Annotated in this window: 14 protein-coding genes and 1 pseudogene; 8 read left to right on the top strand and 7 right to left on the bottom strand. The window is 66.9% G+C overall.

Annotated features, from left to right (window positions below; genetic code table 11):
- Positions 1–29 precede the first annotated feature (29 nt).
- The 4 genes from OG568_RS03845 to OG568_RS03860 form a co-directional block, all read right to left on the bottom strand.
- On the bottom strand, positions 30–893 hold the full coding sequence (locus OG568_RS03845; RefSeq protein ID WP_329530268.1) for a hypothetical protein: 864 nt from the start codon (positions 891–893) through the stop codon (positions 30–32).
- Between the two features lie 4 nt (positions 894–897).
- On the bottom strand, positions 898–1,899 hold the full coding sequence (locus OG568_RS03850) for a TRAFAC clade GTPase domain-containing protein (RefSeq protein ID WP_329530269.1): 1,002 nt from the start codon (positions 1,897–1,899) through the stop codon (positions 898–900).
- On the bottom strand, positions 1,896–3,947 hold the full coding sequence (locus OG568_RS03855) for a hypothetical protein (protein WP_329530270.1): 2,052 nt from the start codon (positions 3,945–3,947) through the stop codon (positions 1,896–1,898). Before OG568_RS03855 ends, OG568_RS03850 begins: the two co-directional genes overlap by 4 nt.
- Before the next feature lie 609 nt (positions 3,948–4,556).
- Positions 4,557–5,171 carry an ISAs1 family transposase gene (locus OG568_RS03860; RefSeq protein ID WP_329530271.1) on the bottom strand — a complete coding sequence of 205 codons (615 nt, stop codon included), beginning with the start codon at positions 5,169–5,171 and terminating at the stop codon, positions 4,557–4,559.
- Positions 5,172–5,496: 325 nt separating this feature from the next.
- On the opposite strand from OG568_RS03860, the gene OG568_RS03865 reads away from it, so the two are divergent.
- The 3 genes from OG568_RS03865 to OG568_RS03875 all read left to right on the top strand — a co-directional run bounded on the left by OG568_RS03865 (position 5,497) and on the right by OG568_RS03875 (position 9,680).
- Positions 5,497–6,408 (top strand): LysR family transcriptional regulator, encoded by a 912-nt coding sequence (locus OG568_RS03865; RefSeq protein ID WP_329530272.1) that lies wholly within the window; start codon positions 5,497–5,499, stop codon positions 6,406–6,408.
- Between the two features lie 305 nt (positions 6,409–6,713).
- A protein-coding gene (locus tag OG568_RS03870; protein WP_266421100.1) for an IS3 family transposase occupies positions 6,714–7,888 on the top strand; the annotation gives its coding sequence in 2 pieces (ribosomal slippage) (positions 6,714–6,981 and positions 6,981–7,888; 1,176 coding nt in all).
- A 154-nt stretch (positions 7,889–8,042) separates the two neighbouring features.
- On the top strand, positions 8,043–9,680 hold the full coding sequence (locus tag OG568_RS03875) for a transposase domain-containing protein (RefSeq protein ID WP_329529911.1): 1,638 nt from the start codon (positions 8,043–8,045) through the stop codon (positions 9,678–9,680).
- Positions 9,681–9,692: 12 nt separating this feature from the next.
- On the opposite strand, the pseudogene OG568_RS03880 reads toward OG568_RS03875, so the two are convergent.
- Positions 9,693–10,415, bottom strand: a pseudogene (locus OG568_RS03880) (transposase); the annotation flags it as partial.
- Positions 10,416–10,641: 226 nt separating this feature from the next.
- On the opposite strand from OG568_RS03880, the gene OG568_RS03885 reads away from it, so the two are divergent.
- Both OG568_RS03885 and OG568_RS03890 read left to right on the top strand, forming a co-directional pair.
- Positions 10,642–10,917: a hypothetical protein gene (locus OG568_RS03885; RefSeq protein ID WP_329530273.1), complete on the top strand. Its 276-nt coding sequence runs from the start codon at positions 10,642–10,644 to the stop codon at positions 10,915–10,917.
- Positions 10,914–12,209 carry a hypothetical protein gene (locus OG568_RS03890; RefSeq protein WP_329530274.1) on the top strand — a complete coding sequence of 432 codons (1,296 nt, stop codon included), beginning with the start codon at positions 10,914–10,916 and terminating at the stop codon, positions 12,207–12,209. The genes OG568_RS03885 and OG568_RS03890 overlap by 4 nt, the downstream gene beginning before the upstream one ends.
- A gap of 635 nt (positions 12,210–12,844) precedes the next feature.
- On the opposite strand, the gene OG568_RS03895 is transcribed toward OG568_RS03890, so the two are convergent.
- On the bottom strand, positions 12,845–13,792 hold the full coding sequence (locus OG568_RS03895; RefSeq protein WP_329530275.1) for a GlxA family transcriptional regulator: 948 nt from the start codon (positions 13,790–13,792) through the stop codon (positions 12,845–12,847).
- A gap of 287 nt (positions 13,793–14,079) precedes the next feature.
- On the opposite strand from OG568_RS03895, the gene OG568_RS03900 reads away from it, so the two are divergent.
- Positions 14,080–14,880 carry an alpha/beta fold hydrolase gene (locus OG568_RS03900; RefSeq protein WP_329530276.1) on the top strand — a complete coding sequence of 267 codons (801 nt, stop codon included), beginning with the start codon at positions 14,080–14,082 and terminating at the stop codon, positions 14,878–14,880.
- 155 nt (positions 14,881–15,035) lie between these two features.
- Positions 15,036–16,085 (top strand): SgcJ/EcaC family oxidoreductase, encoded by a 1,050-nt coding sequence (locus OG568_RS03905; protein ID WP_329530277.1) that lies wholly within the window; start codon positions 15,036–15,038, stop codon positions 16,083–16,085.
- Positions 16,086–16,628: 543 nt separating this feature from the next.
- Here the strand turns inward: OG568_RS03905 and OG568_RS03910 are convergent.
- Positions 16,629–16,805 (bottom strand): hypothetical protein, encoded by a 177-nt coding sequence (locus OG568_RS03910; RefSeq protein ID WP_329530278.1) that lies wholly within the window; start codon positions 16,803–16,805, stop codon positions 16,629–16,631.
- Between the two features lie 106 nt (positions 16,806–16,911).
- Here OG568_RS03910 and OG568_RS03915 point away from each other — a divergent pair, with 106 nt between their 5' ends.
- A complete protein-coding gene (locus tag OG568_RS03915) occupies positions 16,912–17,274 on the top strand; it encodes an HAD hydrolase family protein (RefSeq protein ID WP_329530279.1) in 363 nt (120 codons plus the stop codon).
- Positions 17,275–17,279: the final 5 nt, after the last annotated feature.

Here is a 17,279-nt window from a genome sequence, read left to right on the forward strand (position 1 = left end):
AGCTGGAACTCTGACAGTGACCTGAAGTGCTAGAGCAGCAGCATGATCATCGTGCCGATCGCCGCCAGCACAGTGAGCACGGCGTACACCGCCAAACCGAAGGTCACGCTTTTGCCCGTGAGTGCTCTGACGACATTCCATCCCCGTTCTTTGCTCACATGGGCCAGCTCCCGTCCGGTGACGCGCTCACTGAGTCCACACAGGGGCATCAGACTCCTGAGCGACTCCGCTCCCAGGAGAGAGGTGACGACCAGGAACGGCCGGGCCTCGGTTCCGACCAGTCGAGCTTTGCCAGAAAAGTCCCCGATCGCAACGCGCGATGTCAGAAAAACGATCATTCCGGCTGCCCACTGACGGTTTGCTGGGGAATCCGTGTCCAGCGAGACCGTGTTGGGGCGCGGCACCTCGTCGGCCGGAGGCACTTCGAGCTGCGTGGCGCCCGCAATGACCTCGGCCCATGCTTCGGAATCCACGGCGAAACCCTTGTCGTCCCGAAGACCGTAAAAGACGGGCACTCCGTTCTGCAGCCCTCCGGTGAGGAACAGGCATGCCGTAGCGGCGAGTTCGCTGGGCGGGACGGGGCCAATGCCGGCGCCCAGAACCGATACGCGGATGTCCCGATTCATGTGGTCGATCTCGGCGGTCGCCGTAGGGTGGAGACCGGTCATCAGCAGGATCCACACCTGATTCCGGTCCGGGCGCTCTCGCAGCGTGTACAGGAGCAGGCAAGACTTGGTGTCGTCGATGATGTCGCTGATGGATCGGCCGCCGCAGCCCTGCGCCAGCAGGTCCTCCGGCGAGAGCCCCCCTGTGCCCGGCGCCATGGCAGGTGCCCATGAGTAGTCCTGGTGGGAAAGGCGGCCGCGGGACTGCATGAACCAGGTCGTGGTCACGCGTTCACGCCCTCCCCATGGTCGGCGCGCTCAAATGCGGATGAGGCTGTACGACCTCGATGCCGGGCCCGTTGACCGTGCCCTCGGTGAACTGAGCGATGGCCCGCTCCAGCGCCTCGTCGTGGCCGAACATTCCGTCATACGTTTCGCGCCAGAAGCCGCGCCGCTCACGCCGATAGACATTGAGCGCGAATCGAAGCGTGTAGCGCAGGGGCTGGTCAGTGTGAACCGGCCGGTATTCCGCGCCGGGGCGGCGGCTGCGGTAGTGAAAGCGGAGTTGCCCATCCGTTGGATGGGTGATCGACGAGAAGACGATGGAACCGGTGGTCTGCACAGGTACGACGACACAGCCGACTCGGGACTTCACGCTGGCGTGCGCGATGTGGTCGAACAAGGGCTTGTAGCCCGTACGCACCTGGTCCAGCAGCTCTGCGGCGCCGTGCTCCGTGGCCACATATTTCTCGCACTTCAGAGGGACGACGATCAGGAGCCGAGGCTTGTCGTCGCTCCGCAGGATCTGCTTGACCTGTTCGTACATCAGGTACGGCGCGTTGACGTGCTCGTGGTACCGCCCATCGCCTTCCACCAGCGCGGGGGTGTCGACCGCCAGGATGATGACCGGGCTTTCAGCGAGAGCGGTCCTGACGCCCTGGGCGACAGGATTGCCGTTGAGGTCTCGCAGAAGTCCCCCCGCGTAGTCGGTGAATCGCAGGACGAAGCGTGGGTTCTTGTCCTTGCGGCCGACTGCTATCTCATAGCGATGCAGGTCAAGCGCGGCCGTATTCGCGACCGCGTCGCGGACCTGGACCGATCGGGACAGGGACTTCAAGGTTGCGACGACGTCGGTGAGTCTGATCGCGGTGTCGCCGACTGGGGTGAGATCCAGGTCCGTGGCACCGATGACCGAGGAGTACTGGACGTACATCGAGGCCAGCAGCGAGGTCTTTCCGGCGCCTGACGGGCCGAGCATGGTGACTTCGAGGATGTAGCGGTCGGGCACGCTCACGCCGCGGCCTCCTCGGACGTCTCCACCAGTGCGACAGGGACGGTCGAAGCCGCGAGGGTCGTCACTGCCGCGACACTCTCCGACCAGCGGCGCAGGTGCGCGGCGTCCTCGGCCAAGGCTGCGAACCTGCCGGGCCAGATTTCGGCTCTGATGTCCTGGTAGAACACCAGCCACTCCTCCTCGACGCCGGCCGAGGGGATGACCCTGTCGTAGAACTCCTCGACGATCGAGAAGATGGCCGCGCTCGGGTCAGCGAGCGCCTTGTACAGCTCGCTCCGGCAGGTGTACAGCGCCTCGTTGTACGCCACCTCCAGCATCTCCCGAACCTGCTGGACCGTCGGACCTGGCTGGTGTGGGAAGGGCATCGTGGGGGTGTCGGCGTGCAGACCGTCCAGGCAGGCTCGTACCCGGTGTTGGAGCATGCCCCGGTAGGAGAGCTGGAAGTCGGCCAACAGCTGTAGCGCATACCGGATCTCGCTTCCGCCGTCCTCTCTCACCCGCGGAACTCGTGCGGCAACTTGGAGTAGGAACTCCCGCCCGTCCTGAGCTGTACTGAGCCCACCAAGGCTGCCCGGCCCGCGCAGCACATCCGCGACGCGCTGCTGCATCTCGGCGGTACGGGCATGCAGGGCCACGTCGCACTCCAGGAAGCGTCTCGACAGCCGGGCCCGCGACTCGTTGAGGTACTTCCCGTACGCCATGCTCAAACCGTCCTCGGCCGCGGCACGTGCGACCAGTTCGTCTGGCGTCGCATGGGCCGGGTCACGCTCTGCCGCCTCCAGCACCGTGTCCACGGCATCAGCGAGCAGCCCGTCGGTCAGGTCCCGTTCATCACTCAGCTCCCGCACCAAGGCCGCGAGGGCATGCGCCAGCTGACCGTGCGTCTGCTTGAACAAGGAAGTGAACGGCAGGAACCAGATCTCGGTCGGCTGCGCCAGGTCGGCCAATCGCTCCGCCCGAGCCATCACGTGTGTCAGACGCTCGTGCAGTTCAGCTGCTTTCTCGCTGCGCACCGCCAAGTAAAGGTTGTCGAGGTCGTCGAGGTGCGCCAGCAGGTAATCCAGCACCCGATCCATGGCGCCGGCCACGTCGTCCGGTTGAGAGCAGTCCGCGATGTGGGCCTCGGCCACGGTGAACCGCGAGGCGGGCAGCCACTGCTCCGCCATCTTCCGGGCGTTCGCGCTGTTGTCGCCCTTCGGGCCGGAGCATCTATTGATCACCAGGAACGAGCACCGGTCCAGACCGGTGTCGGGAAGTCCCTCCTGCACATGGTCATAGAGCTGGTAGTCGGACGTGTCGATGCCGTCTCCCAGCGGATCCGGACGGCGCAGGAACACCACCACGTCGATCTCGTCCTTGAGAGCGGCCACGATCCGCTGTGCGTCCTGCAGATTGGAGTCGCCCAGACCGGGGAGGTCGATCAACGACAGTCCCGTCCAGTCCTGGTGCGCGAAGTGGGTGGTGATTCGCACGTAACGGACCGCACGGAAGGTGTGGTACCGCTGCTGGTCATGCTCGTCGGACTGGGCCACGAACCGGCGAATCTCATGCGGACTGACCAGATGCGGCGACGCCATGCCCAGGTATCTGCGGTACTCGGGAAGTGCGGTGTGATACTGAACCAGATGGTTGTACCTGCTTCCTTCGACGGATGTCTCCCCGGAGGGCTCCGGGGGCAACGGCCCTGCGAAGCGTTCGAGGGTGGTGGGGGCAGGGCCCAGCCCCAACTCCGCGTAGTAGGGGGCGATCACTTCCCGCAGGAAGGAACGCTCACTGTGGAAGTACACCTGTGCCTGGGTGGGGACGCCTTCCTCGTGGCGCAGCACACTCGTCACTCCGGTGCAGAATCCGCCGTCACTGGTGGGCACTTCCTGGTCCGTCAGTCCGGTCAGGCTCTGGATGAGCCGGCTCTTTCCCTGCCGGGCCTTTCCGATCACGCCCACATTGAGCGTCGCCCGCCGGAAACGGGCCGCGACTGCGTCGAGTGCGGCGACCTCGCCCGGGAGTTCCTCCAGCAGCCCGTTCACCTCGGCGCCCAGCGCGGTCAATCGACTCCGTGCCTCATCGGGCACCTGACCCAACAGCTCTGTCCGTAACGCCTCCAGCTCGCGCAGTCGCTCCAGAACGTCCGTTACCCACGTGTGGGCACGCTCCAGTACTTGTGCCTGCCGAGCGCGCCGCCGACGAATCTCCGCGATCCTGTCTGCACGCGACATGAACCCCCCTCGCCGCAGAACAAAGCCCGGCTGCGGGACCGCCGGGTGCGCCGATAATGACAGGAAATCTGCCACATGCACTCACGATGACAAGAATTTTCGGAAAGTGGACGATAACGACCCCTAACGGGAAAGTCATGGCCTTGCGGCGATCTTCAGGTGACCAAGGCGCGCAACTGCCCGCAGGAAAGCGCCGTTTAGGGAGATATTCTCCACCTTCGATTCGCCCCCGCCTCGATCCAGCACACTCAATGACCCGCAGAACACCCAGCCGACCTGCACAAATGCGAGCGGCAAACGATCAAAGCCCGTCCACGCGGTGGTAGCCAGTGGCCTGGGAGGTGTTCGTCAAGTGGGCCCTCCGCTTCTCGCCGCATACTGCAGCGTCCGTACTGCAGGACGTAGCGCGCGAGGTGGCAAACGGGCTTGCACAGAACCCGATCACAGTCCGGCCCCGGCACCCGCACACCGCCGTCCGTGACCACGTCCACGCACGGCCCGCACCACGCCGCGGTCCGGTGAGGGCACGGTGACATCTGACCAAGCCGGTGGCAGTGGACGACGCAACTGATCACGTGAGGCCGAACAGTGTGAGTGGGTGTCTCGGGGCGCGGGAGTTCGCAGCGGGATCTGCTGCCAGGGACGGGCCTTGAGCTGCTTGCGGAGCTTCTTCTGATCCCCTTTGACGATCACGATGTAGTGGGCGCCGCGACCCAGGTGGTAGTCGGCGTGCTCGCCCTGGGTGTGCATGACGTCGCTAGTCACGGCAGTGTCGGCCGGGGTGCCCAGCAGGGGTTGGAAGCGGGTGATCTCGTGCGTCTCGTCCCCGACGTCCAGTTGAGCGAGGACCAGGCTGCCGGTGTGATCGAGTGCGGCCAACAGGTGGATTTGGCGGCCGCCGGCCCCGCGCAGGCTCTTGCCGTCCACTGCCACCGCGCGCCGGGCCTGCGGGCCCGGCTGGATGCAGCGGTCGGCCGGCCATGCACCTACCGCCCGGTCGAGTGCATCGGCATCGAGGCGGGCCAGGGCGCGGCGGATGGTCGTCTCGCACGGCACGGCCGGATGCCAATCAGCGGGCAGCGGCGCGCGCCGAGACGGTCCAGGACCGCGGATGGGGCATCGGCCGCCCACTCGCTGATCGCCGGCAGCGAGGTCGCGCAGTGGCGCGATGGCCTGACCGGAAGCGGCAGGAGGAGCAGGTACAGGACGGTGTCCTTACGTCGCTTGAGGTCGGCACCCGTCCGTGCCTTCGCCTGTGGTCCGGACACCGCGAAAGCGCCGGACGGGTTGCCGCCTGGGCCCTGCACTGATCATCGTGAAGTCCACGACCCCAGTCAATCCTATGGATTTCTAGCCAACCCCAAGCTATAGCTTAGGGGTTATGACTTTGGAGGACCTGCGCGTCTTCGTCGCCGTGTGCAGGGCGGGAAGCCTCAGCGCCGTCGCCCGGGAGCTGGACTGCACGCAGTCAGCGGTGAGCCAGCATGTGAAGCGGTTGGAGCGAGAGGCCGGTGTGAGCCTCCTGGAGCGCCAGCCACGAGGTGTCGTGCCCACACATGCGGGGCGCGTCTTGTGCGAGGCCGCCTCGGACAGCATCGCCGGTCTGGATCTGGCCCTGCGACGCCTCGGGGACCTTGTCAACGGCGACAGCGGCTCCGTGCGTGTCACCACGGGCGGAACAACCGTGCGGCACTTCATGTCCGAGGCCATCGTCGCCTTCCGCCGGCGCTACCCGAAGGTCAGTCTGGAGTTCCAGACAGAGACGTCCAGCCGCAACTGCTTCGACGCCCTCACCGCCGGCAATCTGGACCTCGCCTGGGTCACGATCGGCGGTCCAGTGCGCGGTATCGAGCAGCGTCCCGTCGTCGCCCTGCCTTGGGTACTGGCTGTCCGCGCCGACGATCCGCTCGCGGGCCAACCCTGTGTCAGCACAGGCGAATTCAGCGACATCAGTCTCATCCGGCTCCCCCAGAACTCCACCTCAGGCGCCCGCCTCGACGCCGCGTTCGCCGAACTCGGTATCCGTAGCAGCTCCGACACGAGCGTCGCCGACTGGGACACCGCCCTCCTGTTGGCAGAGCTCGGCCTCGGCCACGCCGTCGTGCCTGTCCTGCCCGGCTGGGAGGTACCCGGTGACGGTCCCCTCCGCCTCGTCCCCATCCCCGATCTGCCCCCGCTCCCGGTCGGCTGGGCCGTCCGCCGCTGGGACGCTCTCACCCCACTCGCCCGGGCCTTCGCCGATATCGTCGCCCGCAGTTGCAGGGAGAAGGCCGCCCACACTCAGTCCAAGTGACACGCAGCCCGGGCAGCGCTGATCAGTGGGTTCGACCCATGAACCTTGTGCGCAGCCCTACCTCTGCGGTGAGCGGGTCCCGTCTCAAATGAACTGGCCCGATTCGTTTGTCGTCTCGGGTGGCCGTGTGCTGGATGCGTCGGAATCGCGGCGGACTCCAGTCGACGGGTCGCCGCCGGGCACAGCCCGGTGAAGCTGGGCTGCGCTGATGCTGTCCGGGTCGAGGCCGGGCCGCTGGGCGTTACCCCTTGACCGTGGACACCCTGATCATTGGATCGTGAAGATCCGAAGGACAGGAGTTCCCGTTGGGGACGTCGAAGTACTCGCCTGAGTTCCGGGCCGATGCCGTCGCGTTGTACCGCTCCAGCCCGGGCCGGACGTACGCGTCGGTGGCCAAGGATCTTGGGGTGAACCACGAGACGCTCCGCACCTGGGTGCGGGATGCCGAGCAGGCCGCCGTGCCCGGCGCGGTGGAGGCCAGCGAGTTGGAGAAGGAGAACAAGCGGCTGCGGGCCCAGGTGAAGGAGCTCGAGCTGGAACGCGAGATCCTGCGGAGGGCCGCGAAGTATTTTGCGGGCGAGACCAGCTGGTGAGCCGTTTCCAGTTCGTTGCCGACCACCATGACGCCTTCGGCGTGAAGCGGCTGTGCCGGATCCTGGGGCTCTCCCGTTCCGGGTTTTACCGGCACCTGGCCGGCTTGGATGCGCGGGCCGGGCGGGCGCGTGCGGACGCCGAACTTGCCGGGCGGATCACGTCGATCCACACCGAGTCCGACGGCACCTACGGGGCTCCGCGCGTCACCGCCGAGCTCCAGGGCGCCGGGCTGCGGATCAATCACAAGCGGGTGGAACGCGTCATGCGGAAGTTCGGCATCGTCGGGCTGCACCTGCGCAAGAAGGTCCGCACCACGGTCCCCGCAGCCGACGCCATCCCGGTGCCGGACCTGATCCAGCGGGACTTCACCGCCTCTGGGCCGAACAAGAAGTACGTCGGCGACATAACCTACCTCCCGGTCGGCGACGGCCAATTTCTTTATCTGGCAACGGTGTTGGACCTGCACTCCAAGCGTCTGGTGGGCTGGTCGATCGCCGACCACATGCGGACCGAACTGGTCACCGACGCCCTCAAGGCCGCCGCCGGCGCGCGGGGAGGGAACCTGCGCGGAGCGATCTTCCACAGCGACAACGGAGCCCAGTACGCCTCCAAGGAGTTCGCCCAGGTCTGCAAGGACCTCGGCGTGATCCGATCACGCGGGGCCGTCGGCACCAGCGCGGACAACGCCGCCGCGGAGTCGTTCAACGCCAGCATGAAAAGGGAGACTCTCAAGGGCGCGAAACGCTGGCCCGGAGCTCGCGCCGCCCGCCTTGCGGTCTTCCGCTGGGTCACCCGCTACAACACCTGGCGACGGCACTCAGCCCTCGGTCAGCAGAGCCCGATCAACTACGAACAGCGATCAACTACGCTGACCACCGCCGCATAACAACCGGTGTCCACGATCAAGGGTGAAGGCCCAAGGCCGGGTAGTTAGGGTTTTCGCAGGTCACGCAAGGGGAGTTGGCGAGTTTCCGACGTAGAGCAACGGGGCTCGTTGGTACAGGCAGTCGTCCAAGACAGCTTGTCCCGAAGGAGCTCCGTTGCTCGATCATTGTGTCCTGCCGCCGCCGTTGGCGACTATCACCCGAACGGTCACGGTGGCTGCGGGCCGGTTCGCGCCCGGTCATCTGGGGGAACTGACGGCGATCGTGCCGTTCGAGCTCGTCGACGCGGTCCTGTCGGAGACGAGGACGGTGCAGCGGCGGCTGCGTGATCTGCCCTCGCGGGTGGGGGTCTACTTTCTGCTCGTGATGTGCTTGTTCCCCGAGGTCGGCTACCGGCTCGTCTGGGACAAGCTGACGGCCGGCCTGTCCGGGATTCCTGTGGTCTGCCCGACCGCGAAGGCGTTACGTGACCTGCGCCGGCGACTCGGCAGCGCGCCGGTTCGGGCGTTGTTCGACGTACTGGCCGGGCCGTTGGCAAGGCCGACGACGCCGGGAGTGCGGTTCGGGCCCTACCGGACGGTGTCATTCGACGGCTGCAGTTCGCAGAGGGTCTTCGACTCCGATCGGAACCGGGCCTGGCTGGGGAGAACGTCTCATCACGGCTATCCGACGCTGGAGTTGATGACGCTGGTCGAGACCGGCACCCGGGCCCTGATCGGTGCGGTGTTCGGCCCGACGGCCGAGGGCGAGACGAGCTACGCCGGCCGCCTGCTGCACCTTCTGAGGCCGGACATGCTGGTGCTCTGGGACAAGGGGTTCGACGGCAACGCCTTCCTCTCCGCCGTCACCACCACCGGCGCCCAGTTCCTCGGACGGCTCCGCAGCAACCGGCGCACACCGGCTCTCACCCGTCTCGTCGACGGCTCCTATCTGTCAGTCATCGGCACCGTGCGGGTGCGGGTCATCGATGCGCAGATCACCGTGACCTGCACCGACGGCACTGTCTTCACCGGCTCCTACCGGTTGGCCACCACCCTGACGGACGCCCGCCGCTTCCCGGCGGCCGTGTTGGTGGATCTCTACCATCAGCGGTGGGAGCACGAATCGGCGTATTACGCGCTCCGCCACACGATCATGAACGGCCGCCTTTTGCGCTCGGGTGACCCCATCGGCATCGAGCAGGAGATGTGGTCGCTCCTCACGCTCTACCAGGCACTGCGGACCGTTATGGTCGACGCCGCCGAGTCCGTCCCCGGCACAGACCCCGACCGCTGCGGCTTCACTATCGCCCTCCAAGCCGCCCGTGATCAGGTCATCCAGGCCGCCGACGTCGTCACCACGACCGTCGAACCGGTCGGTCTCATCGGACGCCGGATCCTGTCAGGCCTGCTCCCACCCCGGCGGCAGCGGGTGAGTACCCGCAAGGTCAAAGCACCGACCTCCCGCTACAACGGGCGATGCGACAACGACGGCCGGCCCGATGCCAGCCGCACCGTCACCGACCTCGACGTCACCATCCTCGAACCCTCCGATCCGCTGCCCGCACTGCCGACCGCCTCCCGGGATGATCGGCACACCGCCCCCGGCAAGCGACGCCGACACCGAATCCTGACCCTGCTTGAGGAAGACCCCACCCGCCTCTGGCAACCCCGCGACATCGCGGCTCACTTCGGCGACGTCACCCTGGAAACCATGTACAGACAACTGAACCGCTGGGCCACCAGCGGACTCATCCACAAGCTCGGCCCCGGCCTCTACGCCGCCACAGCATGGTCACCAACTCCCCTTGCGTGACCTGCGAAAACCCTAACTACCCGGCCTTGGGTGAAGGCCCGCTTGCGGGGTCGCATTGCGCTGGCTTGATCTTTGACCTGTGCGGCGTGGTCGTGGGGTGGCCGACTTCTGCGTTCGCCGTTTCGCCGACGGTGTTTTGCGGGGGGTGTGAACGTCGTGGCGGGGTGCGGGCCGGGTGTTCTTTCGGCCCAGTGGCCGTGCGGGGCCGGGGCGGGGGGCGAGACGGTCGGAGTCCGCGGGGGTGGCGTCGGTGCCGGACCACCAGAGCCAGACAGGCTTGGGGGTTGCTCCGCTGGGCAGGTGGTCGATGTCCGGGCGGATCACGGTGCCCTCGACGATCGGGAGGATGTCGTCGGCCACGGCCCAGGAGGAGCGGTGGGTCAGCTTGGGGTGGAGCCGGTTCCATGAGCGGGCGGTGGTTTGGCCGTAGAGGCATGTGTCGGTGACGGTATCGGTGTCCGGGGTGCCCCAGGTGTCGGGCTGCCCGAAGACGAACTGGCCGCCGTGCCGGGGCGGCCGACCCTGGGTGCGCGGGAGCCTGGGTGGGACAGCCCCTGCGTAGGACGCCGTCGGATCGCATCCGGGCCAGCACCTGCACGGGCGAGCCCTTCAGGAGGAAGGCGAAGCGGGGGCGTCGCATCCGGCATCCGCGACGATGAGGATGTCAGGGTCGTCCGTCTGCCACTGCCCCGCGGTGATCAGTCGTTGAAGCAGATCGCGCAGTTGCCGGCCGGTATCAATCCGTGCACGGCCAAGACGGTGTAGAGCCTGCCATGGCCTCGGCGGTGTTCGCCCACCGGCGACAGCTCGGCCGGCGATCAACAACGACACCTCGACGATCAAATGTGGCGCGAAGGCGGTCCCTCGCGCCCAGTACCGATAACGCGCTGCGCGGGGTGGGTCTCAGCCCCACAATTCAGAAAGGGTGATAAGCGACATCTGATCGTGGAACGTGAGGCTTTTGCGACTGACGATCGACGTGGAAGAGGGAGACTGGGTTACGGTCTCGCACCAACCGTACGGCGTGAAGTTCTGGTGGGCGCTGGGCGAAATGATCAGGGAAGGCAGCTTCGACCCGTCCGACGACACCATGCGGTGGGCCGAGCTTGACCGGCAATTGGGCGAAGACCTCTTCGATGTCCACGTGCCCGACGCCGATGCGCCGAGCATGACTGTCGGCGAACTGAAGGCGCACTGCCTGAGCGAAGCGCGACGGCTAGGCGATCCCCACCGATGACGGGTGATGAGGACCAGATCCTCGGCATCTGGCTCGAGGACCCCGTCACTGGCGAAAGGCTGCCCGACTTCCGCACACTCTCCGGACTGGAGGTGGCCGACGGAGACCTCCTGGTTCTGTGCATCCAGCACACTTCAAGGCTTGACTATGCGATGGGGCCACCGCGCAACCCAGCAGAGTTGCTCCGCTGGCTCCAGCTGGCGGAGAACAGCAACGCCCCCATGCTTGGACCGCGGTTGTGGGGCCTACTGCTGTACACCGACGCCGACGTCGAGCTGGCCACGTACGTTCGCACCCACTTCGACGACCTGAATGTCCTGTCTGGGCCGACCACTCGCGTCTTCGTCGTGGAGCGTCGCAGGAACTGGCGGGTTGCAAAGAGGTACTGGCGCCGCCACCTGGAACCCGAGCTATACCGGGTGATGTCCACCATGCACTGGCTGTGGTGGACACCCTACGACCCGCAGGGCGCCTACGAGGTCGCCTCGCTCCTTGGCCTCGGCCCCGAGCAGCTGCCCTGCCTGGTCTTCTTTGACTCCCGGAGGGGCCCACTTTCTGACGCCGACAAAGTGGTCTTCCCGGTCGAGCACACGTCCACGGCCTACTTTCGCACCCTCTTCGGCGGCATCGCACGCACTCTGGCTCCCCCAAGCCATGGCCACCCGCCGCGCGACAGCCGGTCACGCGAGGACAGAGACGCCTTCATGCACCCCGACAGCGAACATCGCGAGTTCCCTTGGCCGAGGAAAGGCGATGCGTACGCCCCTGCCCCTGTTGCCCTGGGCCACCTCCTGGCATCGCCCCGCTCCGCCGACAGAGCCGCGTTCGAGGCCGTCCGCTCGGCCCAGGAGGACATCAGAATGGCTGCGCGGGCCACCGCACCGCCTGAGCCAGGCGTCACAATCAGGGACAGTCGGGTCTCCATCGCAACCGGAGGATCCAAAGTGTCGGAGAACTTCAACTTCAATGGAGAAAGCACCACGTTCATTAACCGACCGCAGGACACCGTCATTCAGGACTTCCAGAATGCGCACGGCACGGCGCCCGCATCCGACGAGCTCACCCAACTCCTCCGCCTTGTCCTGTCGAGCAGGAACCTCACCGACGCCAATCGAGAGGAGGCCGCTGGCGAAATTCACGAACTCGTCCGCCTGGACTCCAGTATCGAAGCGGACCGGACGTCGGCCGGGTCTCGGCTGGAACGCTTCCGAGTTCTGGTGGCTGCCACCGCTGACATTGCCCAGCCCGCCCTCGCGGTCATCGCTTCGCTCGCTGCCGTCTTCGCAGGCTAAGCGGCTTGGGTCAGGACAACTCCTCGTGGGGTGGGGGCTTTGGCGGGAGTGGTGGTGACGCCGAAGATAGTGACGGTGGAGTTGACGCCCGAGCAGCAGGTCGAGGTGCGTCGGCGGTCGGCCGAAGGTGACCTGGCGCGTAACGAGCGGTGGATGTTGGAGTGCATCCGGTTGCTGAGCAGGGGCCTGACCGTGCCGCAGGCCACCGGTCTGGTCGGGACCCGGCACCCCCGTCAGCTACCTCACCGGACTCCGCCTGAGCGCTGCGGTCTGGCTCTGGAGCCTCACTCTGCTAGCCCGTGCGGCCTGCGATCCGGTCGATTGCCGGAATGCCCAGGAAGACGGGGGACTCGCGGTGCTGGTGCTGGGCGACGAATTGCGTGATCTTCGGCAGGACAAGGAAAACTTCACCCGCACCTGCACATCTACGAAGACCGCATGCGGCGCCTCACCACGGAGAACGCATCCCTGCGTACTGTCCTGGAAGCCGACAGCAACGTTGTTCGATGGCGTCCTGGATCGGCCGGACGGCCTCGACGCCCTACCATGAGGCGGTCTTTCTGCCCTGGACACGGCCGGGGCGGACGCATGTCTGGGTCGACGGGCTCTGTGACCGCGCGGTCTGGCCTTCGCCGTCAGGCGGCCTGGTACTGGAAGGTGCGGCGATAGGCCGTGGGCGTGACGCCGAGGGCGTCACGGAAGCGGGCGCGCATGTTGGCGCCGCTGCCGAGGCCGCACCGGATGGCGATCTGTTCCACCTGGAGGTCGGTGGTCTCCAGGAGTTCTCGCGCGCGGTTGATGCGGGCGGTCAGGAGCCATTGGTGGGGGCTGACGCCGGTTTCCTGGCGCCATAGGCGGGTCAGGGTGCGTGGGGAGACGCCGGCATGGTCGGCGAGGTGGGGGATGGTGAGGTCTTCTTCGAGGTGGAGCAGAGCCCGTTCGCGGGTGTCGGCGAGCGTGGTGGCCTGGGGGGTGGGGAGGGTCCTGTTGATGTATTGGGCCTGTCCGCCGTCGCGGTGGGGAGCGGCGACGATGTCCCTGGCGATGTCGTTCGCGACGGCTGCGCCGAGGTCCTTGCGGACCAGGTGCAGACACAGGTCGATGCCGGCCGTAAATCCCGCGGAGGTCAGGATGGTGTCGTTGTCGATGTAGAGGACGTTGCGGTCGACGCGCAGCCGGGGGTAGAGCTCTTCGAGGTCGTCCGCCTTGGCCCAGTGGGTGGTGACGGTGCGGCCGTCGAGCAGTCCGGCCGAGGCGACGGCGAAGGCGCCGGTGCAGATGGAAGCGATGCGTATCCCGGCGCGGCCGGCGAGCTTGAGAGCGGCCCTCACCCGTGGGAGCGGAGGGCGCCGGAAGTCCTCGAAGCCCGGAACGATGATCGTGTCCGCTTCGGCGAGCGCCTCGAGACCCGCGGCGAGCCCGAGGGTGAATCCGGAGCTTGTGGTCACGGCCTCCTCGGTGTCGCCGCACACGGTGAGCTCGTAGGGGGTGTTCGGACGGGCGTTGAAGATCTGCGTGGGGATCCCCAGATCCATGGGCAGCACGCTGTCGACCGCCAGGACCATGACCCGGTGCTTGTTCATGGCCGCAATATTACGTCTGATACCCATGCCGCAGGGAAGGCCAGGGAGCCGCCATGCTCTGACTCAGAGCTGTTCCCGGGATAAATCCCCAGATCAGACCGCTGATCGTATGACTGGAAAGCAAGGGCTCACCCGCAACGTCTGGCCCAAAAGATGCGCATGCTGGCAGATGAGCCATGGCCTGGAAGGGAGGTTCCGGAGCAGGATCGAAGAGCGAGCACGGGGCAGCCGACTTCACACACCGGTGGAGCGGTCCCAGAGCCCCGGCCGTGGACGAGGAGCCGGCAATGACTTCGCAGAATGTGGTGGGCCGCTTCTTCGACGTGCGGGGCGGCCAGGTGTACGCCCACGTCCGCGAGGGTGACGGCCCGGCGCTGATCTTCCTGCACTACTGGGGAGGCTCACGGCGCACCTGGATACCGGTGCTGCAGCGTCTGGATCCCGGGCAGGGCTTCGTGGCCTACGACCAGCGTGGCTGGGGCGACTCCACGAGCGTGCCGGGACCTTATGACCTGGAGCAGCTCGCGGACGACGCGCAGCGGGTCGTCGACGCGCTCGGATACTCCCGCTATGTGTTGGTCGGGCATTCCATGGGCGGCAAGGTGGCTCAGATGCTGGCCGCACGCAAGCCCACCGGTCTGAGGGGTGTCGTCCTCGTGGCGCCCGCGCCGCCCGCGCCGATCGGGGTGAGCGAGCAAGTGCAGGAGACGGTCTCCCACGCCTACGACAACGAGGAGGCGGTTCTTCAGAGCATCGACCTGATGCTGACCCACGGCGGGCTGACTCCCGAGCTGCGCCGGCAGGTGGTCGAGGACAGTCTGCGCGGCGGCGACGAGGCCCGTCTCGAGTGGCCGCGCAAAGGCCTGGTCCAGAACGTGTCGGCCGGCGTCTCAGCCATCGAGGTGCCGGTGCTGGTTCTCGCGGGCAGCCACGACAAGGTCGACCCGCCGACCGTGCTCGCCGACCACCTGCTGCCGCTGATCCCGACCGCCACGCTGACCATCCTGAAGGACACCGGCCACCTCTCGCCCCTTGAGGTGCCCGACCAGGTGGCCGCGCACATCGGCGCGTTCGTCGCCCAGCTGTAAGCACAGCACTCCAACCGCACATCCCCCCGTGGGGCGACCGGCTGCCACTCCACCTGCCGTACAGCCGCACCCCCCATACCCGGCACGCGTGAGCGCGCCGCCCGGCCACCGCCCCGATCCGCCCCGGACCGGGGCCCAAAAGAAGGAGACACATCATGACCACCGATGCACATCTGTCCGTCTTCGAGCAGCTCGACCTCCCCGACACGAGCCTCGCCCGGGACACCTACGCCCATGCGGCACAGACCACGCCAGGCTTCATTCACGATCACTGCGTCCGCAGCTACGTCTTCGCCCGCGCCCATGCCCAGAACAAGGGTCTGCGCGCCGGTACCGACTACGACGACGAACTGCTGTTCGTCGCTTGCATCCTGCACGACCTGGGACTGAGCGAGGAGGGCAGCAACGGCGACCAGCGTTTCGAGGTCGACGGCGCCGACCTCGCAGCGGCATTCCTGCGCGAGCAGGGTGTCGAGGAAGAACGTATCGCCGTCGCCTGGGACGCCATCGCTCTGCACACCGCGGAAGGCATCGCCTCGCGCAAGGGCACGGAGGTGGCGCTGGCCCACTTGGGTATCGCCACCGACATCCTCGGAGTCCACCGTGAGAGCCTGCCGGCCGGCCTCGCCGACGAAGTACACGCCCTGCTGCCGCGTCAGGACCTGGCCCACGGGTTCAGCGATCTCATCATCACCCAGGCCGTGGCCAAGCCCCACAAGGCGTCCCCGACGACCTTCATCGGCGACCTGCTGCGCCGCCACCTGCCCTACGGCGCCTACCCCAACTGGTACGACCTGATCGACGCGGCAGGCTGGGGCGACAAGCCGGTCGGCGTCACCGCCCGGCGCCGTGCCGAGACACCCCAGCAGTTGGGGGCCATGTACATGGAGTACCTGGAGGCCGGCGACGTCGAGGGGTTGGTGTCGCTCTACGAGCCGAACGCCCACTTCGTCCCCACCCCCGGAACCCACCTGGTGGGCACGGACGCCATCCGCCAGGCCATGCAGCAGATGGTCGACAGCGGTGCCCGCCTCAAGCTCGAAATGCGCGAGATCCGACAGGTCGACGACGTCGCCCTGGTGTCGAACACCGCCACCCTCACCGGGGTCGGACCGGAGCCGGTGGTCACCACCACCACCGAGATCCTCCGACGCCAGCCGGGCGGCGGCTGGGTTCACGTTGTGGACGACCCGTTCTTCAGCTGATCGCGTCGGGCGGCCCGGGCACGTAAGCACGGGCCGCCCGCCCCTCCCAAGGCTCAGCAGAGGACGGTGATCGCCCGGTTCGAACGGCTCGGCGGTTTCGCCCGCACAGCCCAATGGGCAGGTACGGCTCACTGACCCGGCCAGGCGGACGTCCTTGGGAGGGCGCCGGCCGTCTCTGGAAGATGTCATCCCCCGACGATCCACCGCCATCGGACAGACTGCCCCCGATAGGTGACCGACATCCCGTCGCGGTCACCTGGGCCACCTCGACTCGCCTCTTCACGCGTTGCGGTTGGACGACTTCGACATACCCGGGCAGCCGTTCCTGATCAGTCCTGCGGGCGATTGATCCGTCCTGCTAAGGCAGAGAGCCTGGGGCGGGACGGCGGCCGTCTGGTGGTACTTGCAGTGAGGGGGACTAAAGAAGCATCCGGCTCAATCATGCTTTCCTCTTACGTACCTGACGACGCACGCCCCGCCGGGGCGCACACTCGCCCAGAGCGATGAGTTCGCCACTAAACATCCTCACCCACGACGAAGTGATCAGGAGTCGTACGTAGGTGTGCGCGGCTTGCTCGACCGCTTGCGCACCAGCGGCGCGAGTGTCCTGTGGATGATGACGTACTCGGCGACGACCGCGCACACGAGGATCGACGCCCACACGCTCGTGGTGTAGATGTCGTCGAAGGTCAGCGAGGGGAACGGGCCCTGTAGGGCCACTCCGAGACCGATGAAGGCGCGGAGCGCGACCGCGGCGAAGCTCAGCGCGTAGTTGCGGATCAGCCAGATCCGGCGTGGATCCGACGTGATCCGACGGCCTCACCTGGTGGCACTCGACGCGGATGGCACGCTTCCCGCTGGGACCGAGGTCGAGGAGCCGGCGGCTGAGCTGTCCGGCAGTAAGATCGTCAAGGCGTTGCGGGCCGTCCTGAATGCAGGTGTCCACGCCGTGCTGTGTTCCGGTCGCTCGCCGTTGGGGATGACCCGCGTCTGCGACGAACTCGGGCTGGCCAGTGCGGACGTGCTCGCTATCGGCGACGGGCGCAAGAACATCGAGATGCTTCGCTGGGCCGGCCGCGGCGTCGCGGTGACACAGGCCCCACAGGATGTCCGTGCCGCCGCCGACGTGGTCGCCGGGGCAGCGGAGGACGACGGCGTGGCATTCGAACTGGAGCGGTGGTTCGGGTGACCAAC

Source organism: Streptomyces sp. NBC_01450, assembly GCF_036227505.1.
Lineage (GTDB): Bacteria > Actinomycetota > Actinomycetes > Streptomycetales > Streptomycetaceae > Streptomyces.